Source organism: Yoonia sp. R2-816, from assembly GCF_046762905.1.
In the GTDB taxonomy this organism is placed as follows: domain Bacteria; phylum Pseudomonadota; class Alphaproteobacteria; order Rhodobacterales; family Rhodobacteraceae; genus Yoonia.
This window is the reverse complement of sequence record NZ_JBKQXN010000311.1, coordinates 107,551-127,541: the sequence shown is the minus strand read 5'-3', so window position 1 is coordinate 127,541 and position 19,991 is coordinate 107,551. Positions and strand designations below refer to the sequence as shown.

The following is a 19,991-nucleotide window of genomic DNA, read 5'->3' as shown; positions in this document are numbered from 1 at the left end:
TATGACCGAAGCCTATATTTATGATGCCGTGCGCACACCGCGTGGCAAGGGCCGCAAAGACGGCAGCCTGCACGAAGTGACTGCTGCGCGCCTGTCCGCTGGCGTGCTCAATGAACTCAAAAGCCGCAACAACCTCGAAGGACACGCCGTTGAGGATGTGATCTGGGGCAACGTGACCCAAGTGGGCGAACAGGGTGGCTGCCTTGCACGGACCGCCGTGCTGGCCTCCGATCTGGATCAGTCGATCCCCGGTCTGGCGATCAACCGCTTCTGCGCCTCTGGCATGGAAGCCGTGAACCTTGCCGCCAATCAGGTCAAAGGCGGGGCCGGTCAGGCCTATATCGCCGGTGGCGTTGAAATGATGGGCCGTGTGGCCATGGGCTCGGACGGGGCAGCGATTGCAGTGGACCCTTCAATCGCGATGGACACCTATTTCGTCCCGCAAGGGATCAGCGCCGATATCATCGCCACTGAATATGGGTTCAGCCGCGATGATGCCGACAAACTGGCAATGGAAAGCCAGGCGCGCGCGAAAAAAGCATGGGACGAACAGCGGTTCGAAAAATCCGTCGTCACTGTGCGTGATGTGAACGGCCTGCCGATTCTGGAACATGACGAATACATGCGCCCCGGCACCGACATGCAGACACTGGGTTCGCTGAACCCTGCCTTCCAGCAGATGGGTGAGGTCATGCCGGGCTTCGACAAGGTCGCGCTGATGAAATACCCGCATCTGGAGCGGATCAACCACATCCACCACGCTGGCAACTCTTCGGGCATCGTGGACGGCGCCGCCGGTGTGCTGGTCGCTTCCAAGGAATGGGGCGATGCGATGGGCCTTAAACCCCGCGCCCGGATCAAGGCCACCGCCAAGATCGGCACCGATCCGACCATCATGCTGACCGGCCCGGTCCCCGTGACAGAACACATCATGAAACAATCGGGCATGTCGATCAGCGATATCGACCTGTTCGAGGTGAACGAGGCGTTCGCCTCGGTCGTCCTACGCTTCATGCAGGCCTTTGATGTCGATGACAGCGTGGTCAACGTCAATGGCGGTTCCATCGCGATGGGTCACCCGCTGGGGGCTACCGGCGCGATCATCATCGGCACATTGCTGGATGAGCTAGAGCGTACCGGCCAAGGCACTGGCCTTGCCACGCTTTGCATCGCCTCCGGCATGGGGGCGGCCACGATTATCGAGCGCGTCTAGGACAGTATGCTGCAACCCGAACTCAAAACAGCGCGTGACGTATCGGAATACCTGCTGAAAGTGACGGCGGACGCCCTCATGCAACAGGATTTCGAAAGCTTTGCCGCCGTGTTCGGGTTGCCCCAAACCCTGACGACTGAAAATCGTGAAATCCGGCTTGTCACACGTGACGACCTTGAGGCGACATTCCAGAAAATGTGTCAACATTTCCAATCCCTTGGCGTGACAGAGCTGCGGCGCACCTGCGAAGCGGCCGCATTTGACGGGCCTGACCGGGTGACGGCGACACATACCAGTTATGTGATCGCGAACGGCGAACCGGTATCGCCTCCCTATCCGGTGTTTTCGGTGCTGGGGCGCATCGACGGCTTTTGGAAAATCATGCAATCCGAATATGCGTTGCGCGACGACGATCCCCAAGCAAAGGCTATGTCACCGCTGAAGGCGAATGACGACAAGGCGATGGCGATCTATCAGGATCATCTGGACCGAACGACCGACAGCATGATGCGACGTGACTTCGCCGCCTTCCAGAAATCGTTCAGGCTGCCGCACACGATGCGGACCGAAACAGATGTGCAAATCGTCAGCACCGATGACGAAATGCGCAAGACGTTCTTCAAGTTTGCGGCAAAATACGCAGGCCTGGGTGCGACCGATTTTGTTCGTATCGCCAAAGAGGCGCATTTCCATGCCGAGGACGAGATCAGGGGCATCCACGAAAGCCACCTGATCCGAAACGGCACACGCCTGATCCCGCCTTATCCCAACCGCGTCAGACTGGTCCGCTGCGAAGACGGGCTTTGGCGTGAGACCCACAGCGCCAATGCCATGCTGAACACATCCGACCGTTTTCATCTTTGGGCCGAGGTGTCATCGACACCGCGTTTGCCCGATCTCGACATCGATCCCGAAAGGACATCCAAATGAGCGACTTTAAAAAGAATACTGATGCTGATGGCGTCACAACGATCACATGGGACACCGTTGGCAAGTCCATGAACGTGATGAGCCGCGAGGCGATGCAGGATCTGAACGCATTGATTGACGACGCACTTGCCAATGATGCCGTCAAGGGCATCATCATCACATCCGGCAAGGAAGGGTCCTTTGCCGGTGGCATGGACCTGAACGTGCTGGCCAGCATCCGCGACGAAAGCGGCGATAACCCGGCGCAGGGTCTGTTTGATTTCACCATGGCCGGCCACCAGATGCTGCGCAAGATCGAACGCGCAGGCATGGACCCCAAGACCAACAAGGGCGGCAAGCCGATTGCGGCCGCCCTGCCCGGCACCGCTCTGGGTATAGGTCTGGAACTGCCGCTGGCCTGTCACCGTATCTTTGCCGCCGACAATCCGAAGGCCAAGATCGGCCTGCCCGAGATCATGGTCGGCATCTTCCCCGGTGCCGGCGGAACAACCCGTCTTGTTCGCAAACTGGGCGCGATGGCTGCATCGCCCCTGCTGTTGGAAGGCAAGATGAACGACCCAAAGAAAGCCAAAGCCGCCGGCGTCATTGATGAGGTCGTGCCAGCGGATGAGCTGTTGGCCAAAGCCAAAGAATGGGTTCTGTCAGACCCCAAGATCGTCAAACCATGGGACGAAAAGGGCTACAAAATGCCCGGCGGCGCACCCTATCACCCCGCCGGTTTCATGACCTTCGTCGGTGCGTCCGCCATGGTCAACGGCAAGACCCAGGGCGTCTACCCCGCCGCCAAGGCGCTGCTGTCCGCGGTTTACGAAGGCGCGCTGGTCCCGTTCGACACCGCGCTCAAGATCGAGGCACGCTGGTTCACCAACGTCCTGATGAACCCAAGCTCGTCGGCCATGATCCGCAGCCTCTTCATCAACAAGGAAGCACTGGAAAAAGGCGCGAACCGCCCCGAAGCCCCTGATCAAAAGGTCAAAAAGGTCGGCATCATCGGTGCCGGTATGATGGGTGCCGGTATCGCGCTGGTCTCGGCACTGGCCGGTATCCAGGTTGTCCTGATCGACAGCAAACAGGAAGCCGCCGACAAGGGCAAATCCTACACCACCGCCTATATGGACAAGGGGATTTCCCGCAAGAAGGTCACTGAAGCCAAGAAAGAGGCCGTGCTGGGCCTGATCACCGCCACCACCGATTACGCCGCCCTTGAAGGCTGCGATCTGATCGTCGAGGCCGTGTTCGAAGACGTCGGCGTCAAGGCCGACGTCACCGCCAAGGTTCAGGCCGTCACCGGCCCCGATTGCATCTTTGCAACCAACACATCGACCCTGCCGATCACCCAACTGGCCAAGGCGTCAAACGACCCCGAGAAATTCATCGGCATCCACTTCTTCTCCCCCGTGGACAAGATGCTGCTGGTGGAAATTATCAAGGGCAAGGAAACAGGGCCTGTCGCCGTGGCCAAGGCGCTCGACTATGTGCGCCAGATCCGCAAAACCCCGATTGTCGTCAATGACGAACGGTTCTTCTACGCCAACCGTTGCATCATTCCCTACATCAACGAAGGGATCCGGATGGTAAAGGAAGGGGTGGAACCCGCCCTGATCGAAAACGCAGCCAAACTTGTCGGCATGCCGCTGGGCCCGCTGCAACTGGTCGATGAAACCTCCGTCGATCTGGGCGTGAAGATCGCCAAGGCGACCAAGGCCGCGATGGGCGATGCCTATCCCGATGGCGAAGTGGACGAGGTCCTGTTCTGGATGTTCGACCAGAACCGTCTGGGCCGCAAATCCAACGCCGGCTTCTATGCCTATGACGACAAAGGCAAACGTCAGGGTCTGTGGGAAGATCTGGCTGCGCAATACCCTGTTGCCGACGAACAGCCCGACCTGACCACCGTGCAGCACCGCCTGCTCTTCGCGCAAGTGCTCGAAGCTGTCCGTGCACTGGAAGAAGGCGTGCTGGAAGACATCCGCGAAGGCGATGTCGGCGCGATCCTCGGCTGGGGGTTTGCCCCATGGTCCGGCGGTCCGTTCAGCTGGCTCGACATCATCGGCGCGCCTTATGCCGCCGAACGTTGCGATCAGTTGACGGCTGAATTTGGCGACCGGTTCAAGACACCCGGTCTGCTGCGCGAAATGGCCGACAAAGGTCAGGAATTCTACAAACGCTTCGGACAAAGCGCCAAAGCAGCCTGATACATCCCGGTGCGGCCCTTCACGGGGGCCGCATCAACCCCGCGTGACCGCCCGCTGCCAGTCGGTCCGCACCCCGATCCCCTACCGGCCCGACAGGTCCCGTCCTGAATCCCCTTGTCAGACGCCGCCATTCTCCGTTCAATGGCCTGGGTAACCATGGGGAGGTTTGGTCATGGATGAAACGGGTCTGGGCAAATGTGCCGCGAATTACGTGCCGCTCACGCCATTGTCGCATCTGCAACGCGCCGCCCGGATCTTTACGGATCGCGAGGCGCTGGTTTACGGCAAGCAGCGCCTGACCTATGCGCAATATCACCGCCGCGTGTCACAACTGGCATCAGCCCTTGCCAAGGCCGGCGTGCAGCCCGGCGATGTGGTCGCCACGATCCTGCCCAACATCCCCGCGCAATCCGAAGCCGCGTTTGCGGTGCCCGCCTGCGGCGCGGTCCTGAACACAATCAACATACGGCTTGATGTCGACACCGTCGCCTACATTTTCGATCATGGGGAAGCCAAGGTCGCACTGGTCGACAGCCAGTTCCTGCCCCTCGCGATGGATGCGATCGACCAGATGGAAGGCCCCGCGCCGATGATCATCGAAGTCCCAGATCCGGTGGCAGGTGTCCCCGGTATGGGCGAACAACAGGACTACGAGGATTTTCTGGCCACCGGCGATCCCGACTTCGTCTGGATCATGCCCGAGGATGAATGGGAAAGCCTCGCGCTCAACTATACCTCCGGTACCACCGGGAGGCCCAAAGGCGTCGTCTACCACCACCGGGGCGCCTATCTGATGACGATGGGCACGCCGATCAGCTGGGAACTGCCGCTCTTCATGCGCTACCTGCAGATCGTGCCGCTGTTTCACTGCAACGGCTGGAACCACACATGGATGCTGCCCGCGCTCGGCGGCACGGCCGTCTGCTGCCGCGACATCACGGCATCGGCGATCTATGACGCCATCGCCGACGAAGGTGTCACCCATTTCGGCGGCGCGCCCATCGTGCTGAACATGATCGTCAACGCCAGGGAACGGCGCGATTTCGACCACGTGGTCGAAGTCTTCACCGCCGGTGCCCCACCCGCCGCGGCCACATTGGCGGCCATCGGCAAGCTGGGGTTCAACGTCAAACAGGTCTACGGCCTGACCGAAACCTATGGCCACGTCACCGAATGCATCTGGGATCTGGCCTGGAACGATCTGCCTGGCGATGAACAGGCCGCCATCAAGGCCCGGCAAGGTGTCGCCATGCCGATGATGGAAGACGTGACCGTCGTCGATGAAAACATGGCACAGGTCACCAGGGACGGCGCCACACAGGGCGAAATCGTCATGCGTGGCAATTCGGTAATGAAAGGTTATTTGAAAAACCCCGAAGCCACGCAAAAGGCCTTCAAGGGCGGTTACTTCCATTCCGAGGATCTGGCCGTCCAGCATCCTGACGGATCAATGCAAATCTCCGACCGGGCCAAGGATATCATCATTTCAGGCGGCGAAAACATCAGCTCGGTCGAGGTCGAGGGCGCGCTAATGCACCACCCGGCGGTCAATCTCTGCGCCGTGGTGGCCAAACCCGATGACAAATGGGGCGAGGTTCCTTGCGCCTTTGTGGAACTGAAGGACGGGGCAGAGGCGGACGAGGCGGAAATGATCGCCTTTGTCCGCACCCGACTGGCCGGTTTCAAGACACCGAAAAAGGTCGTGTTTCAGGAACTGCCAAAAACATCGACCGGCAAGATCCAGAAATTCGAACTGCGCAAACTGGCCAAAACGATGTGACCTATCCTCTGCGGGATGGCGGGTGGGGCGCATTTCGCGTCAGCGAAACAGCGACACCAGCCATCACATCACATGACACAGCCGCAGCGCGTCATAAATCGCCGCATGTGTATTGCGCGACGCCACCGCATCACCAATCCGGAACAACTGATAGGTGCCGTCGGGGTTGGTCTTCAACGCCTGCGGCTCACCCGCAATAAACGCCGCCTGATCCAACTCACCCCGGTTCGACGACCCCTCGCGCAGATCGAAATACAGATCAACCAGCGGCGTGACCCCGTAATTCACCACCACCTGATCGTAATGGGCCTCCGTTGTGTAATCGCTGTAGTCCGTCCCGATCGTCGCCATCAACCGGTTCCCATCCCGCGCCACGCCCAGCAACCGGCGCGCTACGGTCATCGTCACCGAACGCTTTTGCAGGGCCCGCATATAGGGGGTCAGGTTCATCCCCATCACCTCCGGCGCAAAGCTGCGGTCAGGGGTCATCACCTCCACCTCTGCCCCTGCTTCGGCGGCCATCTCTGCCGCCTGCAACCCCGGATGATCGCCCGCCTCGTCATAGATCAGGATACGCCCCGCCGGTTTGACATCACCCGACAGGATATCCCAACTGCTGATCACATGGGGCGCAGCACCCCGCGTCTCGAACAGATCAAGGTTGGGCAGACCACCCGTGGCGATAATCGCCACATCAGGGGCCAGCGAATGCACATCCGCAGCCTCCGCCAGCGTGTTGAAACGGAACGTGACATCACGGGCCGCACATTGCGCCATGCGCCAGTCGATGATCCCCACCATCTCGCGCCGCCGCGGGCTTTGCGCAGTCAGGCGGATCTGACCGCCGGGGGTATCAGCAGCCTCCAGCACCGTCACCACGTGGCCCCGTTCGGCGCAAACGCGCGCGGCCTCCAACCCGGCCGGCCCGGCCCCCACGATCACCACATTCCTGCGCACCCCCGCCGGGGCAACGACCTGCGGCATCTGCAATTCGCGCCCGGTGGCCGCGTTGTGAATGCACAGCGCCTCGCCCCCCTGATAGATCCGGTCAAGACAATAGGTCGCCCCGACGCAGGGCCTGATATCATCCTCCCGCCCTTCCATCACCTTGCGCACGATATGCGGATCGGCCAGATGCGCACGGGTCATGCCAACCATGTCGAGCAGACCCGCCGATATCGCGTGCCGGGCCGTCGCCACATCGGAGATACGGGCGGCGTGAAAGGTGGGCAGGCCCGTGGCCGCACGCACGGAACCGGCAAAATCCAGATGCGGAGCCGACCGCATTCCCTGCACCGGAATCACATCAGTCAAGGCAGGGTCGGAATGCACACGCCCCCGAATGATGTTGAAGAAATCAATCTGACCGGTAGCCTTCAGCACCTCTGCCATCTGCAGACCGATTTCGGGTGTGATGCCCCCCTTCGCCGCCTCATCCGCCGTAAACCGAACACCGACAATGAAATCCGGACCAACCCGGGTGCGGATCGCATCGACGACATCCAGCCCGAACTGCATCCGGGTTTCCAACGTCGCATTGCCGTAACGCCCATCAAGACTGTTGGTCAGCGGCGACCAGAACTGGTCGATCAGATGGCCATAGGCCTCGATCTCGACCCCGTCCATGCCACCGGCCTGCATCCGTGCGGCGGCATCGGCAAAATCGGCAATGACGCGGGCAATGTCCCAATCCTCCATCACTTTGGGAAAGGCACGATGCGCCGGTTCACGATGCGGACCGGATGACAGCGACGGCAGCCAATCGCCCCGGTTCCAGCCTGTGCGGCGCCCCAGATGTGTCAGCTGGATCATCACAGCACAGCCTTCGTCGTGGCAGGCATCCGTCAGCCGCCTGATCCACGGCACCACCTCGTCCCGGTATGCCAGCACATTGTTGAACGATGGCGGGCTGTCGCGGGACACCACGGCAGATCCTGCCGTCATGGTCAGCGCAACGCCTGCCCGCGCACGTTCGGCGTGATAGGCGATGTAGCGGTCCTTGGGCATGCCATCCACGGGATAGGCCGGTTCGTGGCTGGTGGTCATTATCCGGTTGCGCAGTGTCAGATTTTTCAGCTGATAAGGCTGCAGCAGCGGGTCTTTGGACATAATCACTCTTCCTTCTGGGCTTGGCCCCATTGAGCGGCAGGCAGGTCTACCCGGTCTTGCCCGTTTCCGACATGACATCGCCGCCCAAGGGCGGTATCCTCGCCGAAAAGGGCAGTTGGGGCAAATGACGGCACTCGATAAATACGTGCGGCTGGAAAGCGGCGGGCTCTGGCGGGCGGGACCTGATGAACAGCGGCGCGATGTCGTGGTGTCGTTCGGCGATGCGACGCTGGTGATTTCCGACAAGGCCGGGCGACCGCTGACCCACTGGTCCTTGCCCGCCGTCACCCGACAGAACCCGGACGAACAACCTGCCATCTACACGCCGGACGAAGACGCCAGCGAGGCAGTTGAAATCTCCGACGAGATGATGATTGACGCGATCGAGCAGGTGCGCGCGGCACTGGACAAGGAACGGCCCAAACCCGGCAAGCTGCGCCACTGGATGACCGGCGGGCTGATCGTGGTCACGGTGCTGCTAGCCGTCTTCTGGCTGCCCGGGGCCCTGACCCGGCAGACACTGGCCGTCGTCCCCCTGCCCAAGCGCACGGAAATCGGGGCCACGATGCTGGGCCACATGCAGGTCGAGACCGGGGCGGCCTGCCGCGAACCATCCGCTGTTGAGGCGGCGGGGCGGCTGGCCGAACGGCTGTTTGGTCACAAGACCCTGACGCAGATCGTGGTGGTGCCTGAATTGGCGCAAGGGGCGGTTGCGATCCCCGGTGAATTGATCGTGCTGGATCACGGCGTGCTGCAAGGCACGGATGATCCGGCGGTGGCTGCAGGCTATGTGCTGGCCGCCCATACGGCACGCGTCAACACCGATCCGCTGGAACAGGTCCTGCGGCAGGCAGGGCTTGGCACGACATTTCGACTGCTGACGACCGGGGAAATCCCGTCAGAGATTTTGCAGGCCAACGCAGCCACGATCGTCGCCACCCCCTGGGCCGAGGTGGATGATAACAGCCTGCGTCCGGTCTTTGCCGCAGCCCAGGTGCCCAATGCCCCCTATGCAGCCATTATCGATGCTGACCTGAGCCCTGATCCGCTGGCGGGGCAGGTCCTGCCACCGATCCTCGACGATGCGGATTGGATCAGCCTTCAAAACATCTGCAATAACTGATTACGCCGGATCAATCGCCGCAAGTGATCCGCGCATCACAATCTCGGTCGGCAAGGCAGTTGTCTCTGCAGGCTGCCCGTGCAACACCATCGCGACAAGCGCGCGCGCCGCTTTTCGGCCCATCGTGCCGTGCGGGACATGCACTGTGGTCAGCGCCGGATACGTCACTTGCGACAATTCGATATCGTCAAAGCCGACCACCGACACATCGCCCGGCACGTCCAGACCCATGGCACGGGCCTGCCGCAGCGCCCCGACCCCCAGCACATCATTGCCGCAAAAAACAGCCGTTGGCCTGTCATCGGCTTGCATCAGGCGGGCAAAGGCATCAGCTCCATTTTCAATGCCATAGGGCGTTTCAATAACCACCAGCGCCTCCGGCGTCAGACCATAGGCTGCCATCGCATCGCGTATCCCCATCATACGCGCCCGCGCCCGGTCGTTTGACGCCATCGGGGCCGATATCAACGCCAGCTTGCGATGATGCAGCGCCAGCACCTTTTCTGCCATGGCCCGCATCGCCGCGCGGTTATCGAACCCCACGGACGGGCGCGGATTGTCCGGATCATAGGCCCATGTGACCAGCGCCGGTTTACGCTGCCCTTCCAGAAACTGATAAATCGCCGGGTCGCGATCATGACCGATCAGCAACAGGGCGTCGGCCCCACGGGCGACAAGCGACCTGATCTGCGCCTCTTCCACATCGGCGCGGTAGGATGAACTGGCCACCAGCAGGGTAAAGCCGTGTTGGCGTAACTCATCCTCGAACGCCTGCAGGCCGCGGGCGAACACCGCGTTTTCCATCGTGGGAATGATGGCCCCGATCGTGTTGGTCCGCTGCGATGCCATGGCGCGGGCCCCGAAATTGGGCGCATAGCCAAGCGCATTGACCGCCGCCATCACCTTGTCGCGGGTGGCCTGTTTTACCCGGTCGGGAAAGTTCAGGCAGCGCGATACCGTGGCGGTGGACACACCGGCCAAGTCTGCCACGTCATGCAGCGTCGGTGTGGGTTTTTCGGCATTCATTCCGAGGTCGCGTGCCCTTTGCATCGTTTGGATTCGTTGAAACTTACCTTAGGGAATGTAAAGGCTTGCATGGAGAAATGTAAAGGCTTACATCAGATGCAAGAATCGGCTTGTGACCGGGAGGGTGCAATCATGCCGCAGCTGTCGTGTTTCAATGATGCGACGCGCCTTGAATTGCAGGCCGCCATCCCTTTCTGAGTCCGTTCCGCGTTGCAGGTGGTGTGACGCAGCCCCTGACATTTGGATATGAGGACGCACATCATGGCCCGGGAATACTTGAAAAAAGCAACGCTGACCGCCACATCCGACGCCTCTGATGTGCATGATATCGTACAGAACATCCTGTCGGATATCGAAGCCGGGGGCGATGACGCCGCCCGTGAATATGCGGCCAAGTTCGACAAATATGACGGCAATATCATCCTGACCAAGGAAGAGATCGCAGCCGCCGCCGATCTGGTGCCGCAGAAACTCAAGGAAGATATCCAGTTCGCCCATGACAATGTGCGCCGCTTTGCCGAAGCGCAGAAAGCCACCGTCAGCGATGTGGAGCTTGAGGTCGTGCCAGGCCTGATCGCCGGGCAAAAGGCGATCCCGGTGGATGCCGCGGGCTGCTATGTCCCCGGCGGCCGCTACAGCCACATCGCCAGTGCGATCATGACGGTGACCACCGCCAAGGTCGCAGGCTGCAAACATATCATTGCCACCTCTCCACCCCGCCCCGACATCGGCGTCGCACCGGCCATCATCTATGCCGCCCATATCTGCGGGGCCGACACAATCATGGCGCTTGGCGGTGTGCAGGGCGTCGCCGCAATGACATTCGGCCTCTTCGGGCTGCCAAAGGCCAACATCCTTGTCGGCCCCGGTAACCAGTTCGTGGCCGAGGCCAAGCGCATCCTCTTTGGCCGCGTCGGCATCGACATGATCGCGGGCCCGACCGATAGCCTGATACTTGCTGACAAAACCGCTGATCCGCATATCGTCGCCACCGATCTGGTGAGCCAGGCCGAACATGGCTACAACTCGCCCGTGTGGCTGGTCACCGATGACCGCGCGCTGGCCGAGGATGTGATGGCCCGTGTTCCCGGCCTGATTGACGATCTGCCCGATGTGAACCGCGAAAACGCCTTTGCCGCATGGCGCGACTATGCCGAGGTGATCCTGTGCGCCGACCGCGAGGAAATGGCGGCCACATCCGATGAATACGCCCCTGAACACCTGACCGTGCAAGCCGAGGACCTGAACTGGTGGCGCGACACACTCAGCTGCTACGGATCGCTATTTCTGGGTGAAGAAACCACCGTGTCCTACGGCGACAAGGCGGCAGGCACCAACCACGTGCTGCCCACCTCGCGCGCGGCGTCCTATACCGGCGGGTTGTCAGTGCACAAATACATGAAGATCGTGACTTGGCAGCAGGCCACGCGCGAAGGATCAAAGCGGGTTGGTCAAGCCACCGCCCGCATCGCCCGGCTGGAAGGCATGGAAGGACACGCGCGCGCCGCTGATGTGCGCCTTGCCAAATACTTCCCGGACGAGACATTCGACCTGACCGGCAATGAATAACAACGCTGGCCTGTTTGACCTGACAGGCCGGGTGGCCTGTGTGACCGGCGCCAGCGCCGGTCTGGGGCAACAGGCGGCTGCAGCACTCGCCGCAGCCGGGGCCAAGGTGGTCGGCGTGGCCCGCCGGGCCGAGGCGCTGGAAGAATGGGCAGAACAAACCGGCACAAACGCGGCAACCGTCGCCGCCGATCTGTCCCAGCGCAACCAGATCGCCGATATCGCCGCCAAGATCGTGGCCCCATTCGGCGCGCCTGACATCATGGTGCACGCGGCCGGGATCAATACGCGCGAGGTCGCCGATAATGTGACTGATGAAGGTTGGGACATCACCATGAACCTCAACCTCGCCGCCCCATTTTTTCTGTCTCAGGCCTTTGTGCCGGCGATGAAGGCCAAAGGCTGGGGGCGCATCGTCAACTTTGCCTCGCTCCAGACCACACGCGCCTTTCCTGGTGGAATCAGCTATGGCGCGTCCAAAGCCGGGATCGGGCAACTGACCCGTGCCATGGCCGAAGCGTGGTCAAAACACGGGATCAACGTCAACGCCATCGGGCCGGGATTCTTTCCGACCGAACTGACCGGCCCGGTCTTTGCCGACCCGGACCGCGCGGCACGCAACGCCGCACAAACCTGTATCGGGCGCAACGGCGCTCTCGAGGATATCAACGGGCCGCTACTTTTTCTCTGCTCCGACGCGTCCGCCTATGTCACCGGGCAGGTCCTGATGGTCGATGGGGGGTTCACCGCGAAATGAAGGCGCTGATTTACGACGGCCCCGAAAAACTGGCCTTCCGGGATGCACCGGACCCACAACCGACCCCCGGCCAGCAATTGATCCGGATTCTGGCCGTGGGCATCTGCGGATCGGACATGCATGCCTATCTGGGGCATGACGAACGGCGGCCCGCACCCCTCATCCTCGGTCACGAGGCGGCGGGTGTGATCACCGGCGGCCCGCGCGACGGCGAACGGGTCACGATCAATCCACTGGTCAGCTGCGGCACCTGCACGGCCTGCATGATGGGCAAGGACAACCTCTGCCCGGATCGCAAGATCATTTCCATGCCACCACGCGAAGGGGCGTTCGCGCAATTCGTGGCCATGCGTGACGAAAACCTTGTCACGGTTCCCGCACATATCCCCTTTGCCAAGGCATCGCTGGCCGAACCCATCGCCTGCGGCTGGCACGCCGTGCGGCTGGCACGGCACACCCTGCCCAGCGCGCGCACCGCCCTTGTGATCGGCGGCGGGGCCATCGGGCTCGGCGCCGCACTCAGCCTTGTGGCGCAGGGCATTCACGACATCACGATTGTCGAACCGAACGGCCTGCGGCGCGACTACCTCATCAGCCACTGCAACCAGCACGCCATCAGCCCCGATGACCTGCCGCAGAATGCGCTTTTCGACGTTGTCATCGACGGGGTCGGCTATGCCGCCACCCGCGCCACCGCATCGGCCCATGCACGCCCCGGCGGCGTGATCGGCCATATCGGTCTGGGCGAAGGGACCGGCGGGCTGGACATCCGGCGGATGACGCTGCAGGAAATCACCTTCATCGGCACCTACACCTATACCGCGCAGGATTTCCGGGACACCGCGCAGGCCATATTTGACGGCCGGCTCGGCCCGCTTGACTGGACCGAAGCGCGACCATTGTCAGAAGGCCCCAACGCCTTTGCCGATATCCGGGCAGGGCGGACGCCCGCACCCAAAATCATTCTTGAACCCCACAGCTAATACCCCGCTCCGGCGGGCCGAACAGGAGAACCCAGACTTGAGCATCAGTAAGAAAATCGTGGATGACTTCGTCGCCAACGACGTGTCATTCATCACGACGGTCCCCTGCAAACAGCTCGCCGGGGTCATCGACGAGGTCGAAGCACGGCCAGAAATCTTTCACATCCCATCCAACAAGGAAGACGAAGGCATGGGGCTTTGCGCCGGTGCCTTCATGGGGGGCAAGCGGCCCGCAATCATCATGCAGAACACCGCCATCGGCGTGACGATCAACACGCTGGCCACCCTGACACAGTTCTACCGGATGCCGCTGCCCATGCTGATCAGCTACCGCGGCGAATTGCGAGAACCCGTCGCCTGTCAGGTCGAAATGGCCGTGCATACCAAGGCGCTGCTGGCGCAGATGCATATCCCGACCTACCATTTCCACAAGGAAAGCGACGCCGACGAACTCGACGCGATCCTGAAATACACCTTCATGTGCAACAAACCTGTGGCGATCCTGACGGATGCGTCCTTCTGGGGAGGCTACGGCGACCAATGATCCGTTCTGAAATCCTGCGCGAGATCGCGCCAATCCTGAACCCGCACCTTGTCGTCTGCAATATTGGCCTGCCCTCGCAGGAACTGCACATGATCGACGACAATCCGCGCAATTTCTACATGCTGGGCACGATGGGCCTTGCCTCCTCCATCGGCCTGGGCCTCGCCCTTGCGCAGCCCAAGACGGTGATTTCCATTGATGGCGACGGGTCGGTGCTGACCAACCTCGGCACCCTGCCCACCATCGCCAATAACGTGGCCGACAACTACATCCTGCTGATCATCGACAACGGGTCCTACGGCTCCACCGGCGACCAGCCGACCTATGCAGGCAAGAAGACCAAGCTTGAAGCCGTCGCCGCCGCCTGCGGATGTGAAAACGTGGTCACCTGTCAGGCCGAAGACACCGGCAAGACACTGCAAGCCGCCATCGACAGCAAGAGGATGACCATCATCGTCGCCAAATGCGAAAGCGGCAACATCAAGCTGCCGGTCATCACCAAGGATCCTGTTGTCATCCGCGACCGGTTCATGACCGCCGTGGCCAGCTAGGTGACCGCGAACATCCATTCCAGTGCAGACGCGCGGGCCATCGCGCGCCGCCGCCTGCCCTGGATGGTGTTCGACTATATCGACGGTGCCGCCGGTCAGGAAACCGGCGCGCACCGCAACAGGGCGGCCTTCGATACGCTCGCATTCCGCCCGCGTATCCTGCGCGATGTCAGCGCCCGGTCGCTTGGCGTTCCCCTGTTCGGGGCGCAAACAAACGCCCCGTTCGGGATCAGCCCGATGGGCATGTGCAACCTCTCTGGCCCCGGCGCCGACCTGATGCTGGCCCGGCTTGCCGCACGCGAAAAGGTCCCGCTTGGCGTCTCTACTGTCGCCTCAACCGCGATGGAGCCACTGATCGAGGCCGCAGACGGCCACGCATGGTTCCAGCTGTACTTCAGCGGCGACGGGACCGGCACCTTCAAACTCGTCGAACGGGCCAAAGCCGCAGGCTACGAAACCATCATCCTGACCGTCGACGTACCAGAGGTCGGGCGACGCCCCCGCGAATTGCGCCATGGCTTCACCATGCCGTTCAAGATAGGTCCACGGCAATTCATCGACTTCGCCCTGCACCCGCGCTGGTCACTAACAGCACTGTTCAAAGGGCGCCCGCAAATGGCGAATTTCGCCATGCCGGGATACAAATTCGACCGCACCGAAAGCCGGGCCAAGGCAAACTGGGACACGCTCACGCGACTGCGCGATATGTGGCCCGGCAAACTGGTGGTCAAAGGCGTGTTGGATGCCGAAGACGCCGTCGCCCTGCGCGATGCAGGCGTCGACGCCATCCAGGTCTCCAGCCACGGCGCACGACAATTGGAAGGGGCGCCAGCCCCAATCGCGGTTCTGCCTGAAATCCGGGCCGCAGTCGGCCCTGACATGCCGCTCTTTTTCGACACCGGCCTGCGCGGCGGCGAAGACGTGGTCAAGGCATATGCCCAGGGGGCCAACTTCACCTTCCTCGGGCGCATTCTGCAATTCGCCATTGCAGCAGGCGGCGAAGAGGGGCTGCACAGGCTCTGGGACGTCCTGCGGTCGGAAACCAGCATCACACTGGCGCAGATCGGGCTGACATCGCTGACCGATGAGGGCCTGACCAACGCGCTGCGCCGTTAACCGTTACTTCGTCCCAAACATCCGGTCACCCGCATCACCCAGCCCGGGCACGATATAGCCGTGATCGTTCAGGTGGCTGTCAATCGCGGCGGTCACGATCGGCACATCCGGATGCGCCTCTCTCATGCGCGCAATGCCTTCGGGCGCGGCCAACAGGCACAGAAACCGGATATTGTTCGCCCCCGCTTTCTTGAGCAGATCAATCGCCGCGACCGACGAATTGCCCGTCGCCAGCATCGGATCGACGGCAATGACCAGCCTGTCCTCCAACTCCATCGGGACCTTGAAGTAATACTGCACCGGCTGCAGCGTTTCCTCATCACGATAAAGCCCGACAAAACCGACGCGGGCCGACGGTATCAGCTCCAGAATACCATCCAGCAGACCGTTCCCCGCCCGCAGGATCGACACCAGCGCCAGTTTCTTGCCATCCAGCACCGGGGCATCCATCGGCTCCAGCGGAGTTTCGATCCGCCGGGTCGTCATCGGTAATTCGCGCGTCACCTCATAGGCCAAAAGCTGGCTGATCTCGCGCAGAAGCTGCCGAAATACGGCGGTCGATGTATCCTTGTCGCGCATCAGCGTCAGTTTGTGCTGGACCAGCGGGTGGGTGACATGGGTGACATGGTCGGTCATTGGGCAGGCTCCAGTCGTTTGGCCACGCGGGCGCGGGTGTCGTCATTGCAGAATGCCGCGGCAAGGGCAGTGTCGTTCAGCGCTTTGAAATCGTCATCGCCCCAGCCGAATGTGCGGTTCAGCATGTCGTATTCGGCGGTCATCGTTGTATGGAAAAACGGCGGATCATCAGTGGATACCGTGACCTTGACCCCTGCATCACGCAGCTTCGCAATCGGATGGGCGCCCCAGCCCTCCACCGCATTCAGCACCACGTTGGAACCGGGGCAAACCTCTAGCACGATCTCTTTCTCGGCAATCTCATCAACCAGTGCAGGGTCGCGTGCCGCGCTGATCCCGTGCCCGATCCGGGACACCCCAAGATCGCGGATCGTGTCGGCCACCATATCCGGCCCACCCCATTCGCCCGCATGACAGGTCAGCGGCAGACCAGCCTCCCGCGCCATGTCGAAACTATAGGCATAATCTCCCGGACGCCCCACCATTTCGCCGCCTGCCATGCCATAACCGGTGATAAATCCGCCATAGGTCTCCACCGCGCATTTCGCCGCCGGTTTGCAGGCCTCCGGCCCGAAATGGCGAATGCCCGTGACGATCCCGCGCATCGTAATCCCCAGCGTCGCCTCAGCCTCGTTGGCAGCGTCTTCGATCGCGGCCAGATATTCGCGCCAGGCGGTCAGATCACCGTCCCCGCAGAAATCGGGGGAGACGAAAGTTTCCATATAAACCACGCCATGCGACGCGGTTTCTTCCAGCACGGCCATCGTCAGGCGGCGAAAATCCTCGGGGCTTTGCAGGGTCGTGCAGGCGGCCTCATAGACCTGCAGAAAATGATCGAAATCACGAAAGGCATAGCCGCCCTGTTCGGTAAATATCTTGCTGATATCAATATTCTTTTCCGCAGCCAGCCCCTTGATGAACGCAGGTGGCGCGCAGCCTTCGAGATGGGTGTGCAGTTCGACCTTTGGCGTGGACTTGAACGTCATAGAAAACTTGTTCCTTCACCTTTGTAAGGCACACCCAGATGCGTCGCGATGCTCGCCGCCACATCGGTGAAGGCCAACTGGCCCAGCGCCCTTGCCCCGATCCCATGCACCAGCACCGGCACCCGTTCGCGGGTGTGATCTGTGCCGACCCAGGTCGGGTCATTGCCATGATCGGCTGTGACGATCAACAGGTCATCGGGGCGAAGCCGCGGCAGCAACGCAGCCAACCCCTGATCGAACCACGCCAGATGATCGGCATAGCCCTGAGGATTGCGTCGATGCCCGTATTCACTATCGAACTCAACCAGATTGGCAAAGACCAGCGCGCCATCTTCGGCCTCTTCTGCCAGATCATGCAGCTGGTCCATCAGCGCCGCATCGCGCCCCTTGTGCAGATCATCAATGCCCCGCATCGAAAAGATGTCACCGATCTTGCCCACCGCATAAACCTTGCGGCCCGCATCATGCACATAATCGCAGATCGTCGGGGATGGCGGCGCAATCGCAAAATCCTTGCGGTTTGCGGTCCGGCTGAAGCTGCCCGGCTCCCCCACAAACGGCCGCGCAATCACCCGACCCACCTTCATCGCATGCAATGTCGGGGCCAAATCCTTGCAAAGCTTCAGCAATCGCTCCAGCCCGAACGCCTCTTCATGGGCCGCAATCTGCAACACGCTGTCGGCTGAGGTGTAGCAGATCGGCCAACCGGATTTCAGATGCGCCTCGCCTTCATCCTCGATCACTGCCGTGCCAGACGCATGGCGATTGCCGAGGATGCCGTCTGTTCCGGCTTTCGCGCAAATCTCGGCTGTCAGGTCCTCTGGGAATGCCGGGTCGGTGTCAGGAAAGGTGTGCCAGTCCCACGGCACAGGCACGCCCGCCAGTTCCCAATGGCCTGAAGGCGTGTCCTTGCCCCGCGACACCTCTGTCGCGGCACCCCAGGCACCTGTAGGCACAGCGCCCAGCCCCGGCGCATCGAACCCCGACGCCAGCTTAACCGCCGCCCCCAGCCCCAGCGCATCCAGCGCCGGCACATTCAGCCCGGCACTGTCCGCGATATGCCCCACGGTATTCGCCCCGGTATCCGGCACGTCACCGTTGAAAAACTGGTCGGCATCCGGTGCGCCGCCAATACCGACACTGTCGATGACAATCAGGAAGGCGCGGGGCATCAGGTGATCCTTTCCAGTATCAGGTCCTGCGGCGCGGACGGGTTGCCAATGGTGATTGCGGCCTGCACGGCGCGCGCGGCCTCTTCTGCCGCTTCTTCAGTCGCGGCATGCACGGTGCAAAGCGGCTGACCCTGCCCTACTGCGGCACCAAGTGCGACCATATCGGTCAGACCAACCGCAGGATCAATCCGATCCGTTTCCACCCGCCGACCGCCGCCAAGGGCCACAACGACAAGGCCCAGCGCCTCACCATCAATCGCCGCGATATGCCCGGCGGTCGGGCTGACCACATCGCCAACAACAGGGGCGCGCGGCAGATGCGTATGCCAATCCTCGGCCATATCAGGCGGGCCACCCAGGGCCGCAATCATCCGCGCGAACCGTTCCATCGCTGCACCCGAACTGATCGCCTTGCTGACACGCGCCGTCGCCTCGCCCTCGTCCTGACCTTGCATCACCAGCAGACGCGCACAAAGTGCCACGGTCAGATCATGCAGGCGCGGGCTCGCCGCCTTGTTGCCCGCCAGAATCTCCATGCAAATCGCCACCTCGACCGCGTTGCCCAGACAGGGGGCCAGCGGTTCGTTCATGTCGGTGATCATCGCCTCGGTCTTGCAGCCTGCCCCATTGGCCGCATCCACCAGCGCACGGGCCAACGCGCGGGCCTCGTCCGGGGTTTTCATGAACGCACCTGACCCGCATTTGACATCCAAGATCAGGCTTTCCAGCCCGGCGGCAAGTTTCTTGGACAGGATCGAGGCCGTGATCAGATCCACACTTTCGACCGAGGCCGTCACATCGCGGATCGCATAAAGCCGTCTGTCCGCAGGGGCGATTTGGCCAGTGGCACTGACAATCGCGCAGCCGACATCGCGGGTAATCTTGCGCAACTGCGCCTCTGTCACGTTGATATTCAGGCCCGGGATCGCCTCCAACTTATCCAGCGTCCCGCCGGTATGGCCCAACCCGCGCCCCGAAATCATCGGCACGTACACATCACACACCGCCAGAACCGGGGCGAGGATCAGTGACACACAATCCCCAACCCCACCGGTCGAATGCTTGTCCACGACCGGCCCCGGCAGATCCCATTTCAGCACATCACCACTGTCACGCATGCCTTGGGTCAAGGCCACACGCCCCTCATCACTCAACCCGTTCAGGCAGACCGCCATGGCAAAGGCACCGGCCTGCGCATCACTGACATCTTTGTTTGCCAGCCCCTTGGCAAACCACGTCAACTCCTCCCGGCTGGGGGTCTGGTGCTTGCGCACCTTGGCGATGATGGCACGGGCGTCCATTAA

General features: G+C 61.7%; 17 protein-coding genes. 11 read left to right on the top strand and 6 right to left on the bottom strand.

Translation table 11 applies throughout. The annotated features are described in order from the left end of the window. Position 1: 1 nt before the first annotated feature. The 4 genes from ACFWW2_RS18375 (at position 2) to ACFWW2_RS18360 (ending at position 6,118) form a co-directional block, all read left to right on the top strand. Positions 2-1,213, top strand: a complete 1,212-nt coding sequence (locus ACFWW2_RS18375) for an acetyl-CoA C-acetyltransferase (RefSeq protein WP_393930447.1) — start codon at positions 2-4, stop codon at positions 1,211-1,213. Positions 1,214-1,219: 6 nt separating this feature from the next. Then, positions 1,220-2,143, top strand: a complete 924-nt coding sequence (locus tag ACFWW2_RS18370) for a hypothetical protein (RefSeq protein ID WP_393930445.1) — start codon at positions 1,220-1,222, stop codon at positions 2,141-2,143. Further along, entirely contained in the window at positions 2,140-4,338 is a 2,199-nt protein-coding gene (locus ACFWW2_RS18365; RefSeq protein ID WP_393930443.1) for a 3-hydroxyacyl-CoA dehydrogenase NAD-binding domain-containing protein, read from the top strand. The genes ACFWW2_RS18370 and ACFWW2_RS18365 overlap by 4 nt, the downstream gene beginning before the upstream one ends. 172 nt (positions 4,339-4,510) lie before the next feature. Further along, positions 4,511-6,118 (top strand): AMP-binding protein, encoded by a 1,608-nt coding sequence (locus ACFWW2_RS18360; protein WP_393930441.1) that lies wholly within the window; start codon positions 4,511-4,513, stop codon positions 6,116-6,118. A gap of 63 nt (positions 6,119-6,181) precedes the next feature. On the opposite strand, the gene ACFWW2_RS18355 is transcribed toward ACFWW2_RS18360, so the two are convergent. Then, positions 6,182-8,227, bottom strand: coding sequence for an FAD-dependent oxidoreductase (locus ACFWW2_RS18355; RefSeq protein ID WP_393930439.1), 2,046 nt, complete (start codon positions 8,225-8,227; stop codon positions 6,182-6,184). Between the two features lie 124 nt (positions 8,228-8,351). Here ACFWW2_RS18355 and ACFWW2_RS18350 point away from each other — a divergent pair, with 124 nt between their 5' ends. Beyond that, a complete protein-coding gene (locus tag ACFWW2_RS18350; RefSeq protein ID WP_393930437.1) occupies positions 8,352-9,350 on the top strand; it encodes a hypothetical protein in 999 nt (332 codons plus the stop codon). On the opposite strand, the gene ACFWW2_RS18345 is transcribed toward ACFWW2_RS18350, so the two are convergent. Further along, a complete protein-coding gene (locus tag ACFWW2_RS18345) occupies positions 9,351-10,376 on the bottom strand; it encodes a LacI family DNA-binding transcriptional regulator (RefSeq protein WP_393931447.1) in 1,026 nt (341 codons plus the stop codon). 261 nt (positions 10,377-10,637) lie between these two features. Between ACFWW2_RS18345 and hisD the strand changes: the two genes are divergently transcribed. The 6 genes from hisD to ACFWW2_RS18315 are packed head-to-tail and all read left to right on the top strand — an operon-like array spanning position 10,638 to position 15,893. Then, positions 10,638-11,945: a histidinol dehydrogenase gene (gene hisD, locus ACFWW2_RS18340; protein ID WP_393930435.1), complete on the top strand. Its 1,308-nt coding sequence runs from the start codon at positions 10,638-10,640 to the stop codon at positions 11,943-11,945. Next, the gene (locus ACFWW2_RS18335) at positions 11,938-12,699 is read left to right on the top strand and encodes an SDR family NAD(P)-dependent oxidoreductase (protein ID WP_393930433.1); all 762 of its coding nucleotides are present in this window, start codon (positions 11,938-11,940) and stop codon (positions 12,697-12,699) included. Before hisD ends, ACFWW2_RS18335 begins: the two co-directional genes overlap by 8 nt. Further along, complete coding sequence (locus tag ACFWW2_RS18330; RefSeq protein ID WP_393930431.1) at positions 12,696-13,682, top strand: zinc-dependent alcohol dehydrogenase; 987 nt, start codon at positions 12,696-12,698, stop codon at positions 13,680-13,682. The genes ACFWW2_RS18335 and ACFWW2_RS18330 overlap by 4 nt, the downstream gene beginning before the upstream one ends. A gap of 37 nt (positions 13,683-13,719) precedes the next feature. Continuing rightward, on the top strand, positions 13,720-14,226 hold the full coding sequence (locus ACFWW2_RS18325; RefSeq protein ID WP_393930429.1) for a sulfopyruvate decarboxylase subunit alpha: 507 nt from the start codon (positions 13,720-13,722) through the stop codon (positions 14,224-14,226). Continuing rightward, positions 14,223-14,777 (top strand): sulfopyruvate decarboxylase subunit beta, encoded by a 555-nt coding sequence (comE, locus tag ACFWW2_RS18320; RefSeq protein ID WP_393930427.1) that lies wholly within the window; start codon positions 14,223-14,225, stop codon positions 14,775-14,777. The genes ACFWW2_RS18325 and comE overlap by 4 nt, the downstream gene beginning before the upstream one ends. Next, positions 14,778-15,893 (top strand): alpha-hydroxy acid oxidase, encoded by a 1,116-nt coding sequence (locus tag ACFWW2_RS18315; protein ID WP_393930425.1) that lies wholly within the window; start codon positions 14,778-14,780, stop codon positions 15,891-15,893. Between the two features lie 3 nt (positions 15,894-15,896). Here the strand turns inward: ACFWW2_RS18315 and upp are convergent, their stop codons facing one another. From upp to ACFWW2_RS18295, 4 genes are read right to left on the bottom strand one after another with little or no spacing between them, the layout of a single operon-like run. Further along, a complete protein-coding gene (upp, locus tag ACFWW2_RS18310; protein WP_393930423.1) occupies positions 15,897-16,529 on the bottom strand; it encodes a uracil phosphoribosyltransferase in 633 nt (210 codons plus the stop codon). After that, entirely contained in the window at positions 16,526-17,515 is a 990-nt protein-coding gene (locus tag ACFWW2_RS18305) for an adenosine deaminase (protein WP_393930421.1), read from the bottom strand. Before ACFWW2_RS18305 ends, upp begins: the two co-directional genes overlap by 4 nt. Further along, positions 17,512-18,687, bottom strand: a complete 1,176-nt coding sequence (locus tag ACFWW2_RS18300) for a phosphopentomutase (RefSeq protein ID WP_393930419.1) — start codon at positions 18,685-18,687, stop codon at positions 17,512-17,514. Before ACFWW2_RS18300 ends, ACFWW2_RS18305 begins: the two co-directional genes overlap by 4 nt. Then, positions 18,687-19,988 carry a thymidine phosphorylase gene (locus ACFWW2_RS18295; protein WP_393930417.1) on the bottom strand — a complete coding sequence of 434 codons (1,302 nt, stop codon included), beginning with the start codon at positions 19,986-19,988 and terminating at the stop codon, positions 18,687-18,689. Before ACFWW2_RS18295 ends, ACFWW2_RS18300 begins: the two co-directional genes overlap by 1 nt. Between the last annotated feature and the right edge of the window lie 3 nt (positions 19,989-19,991).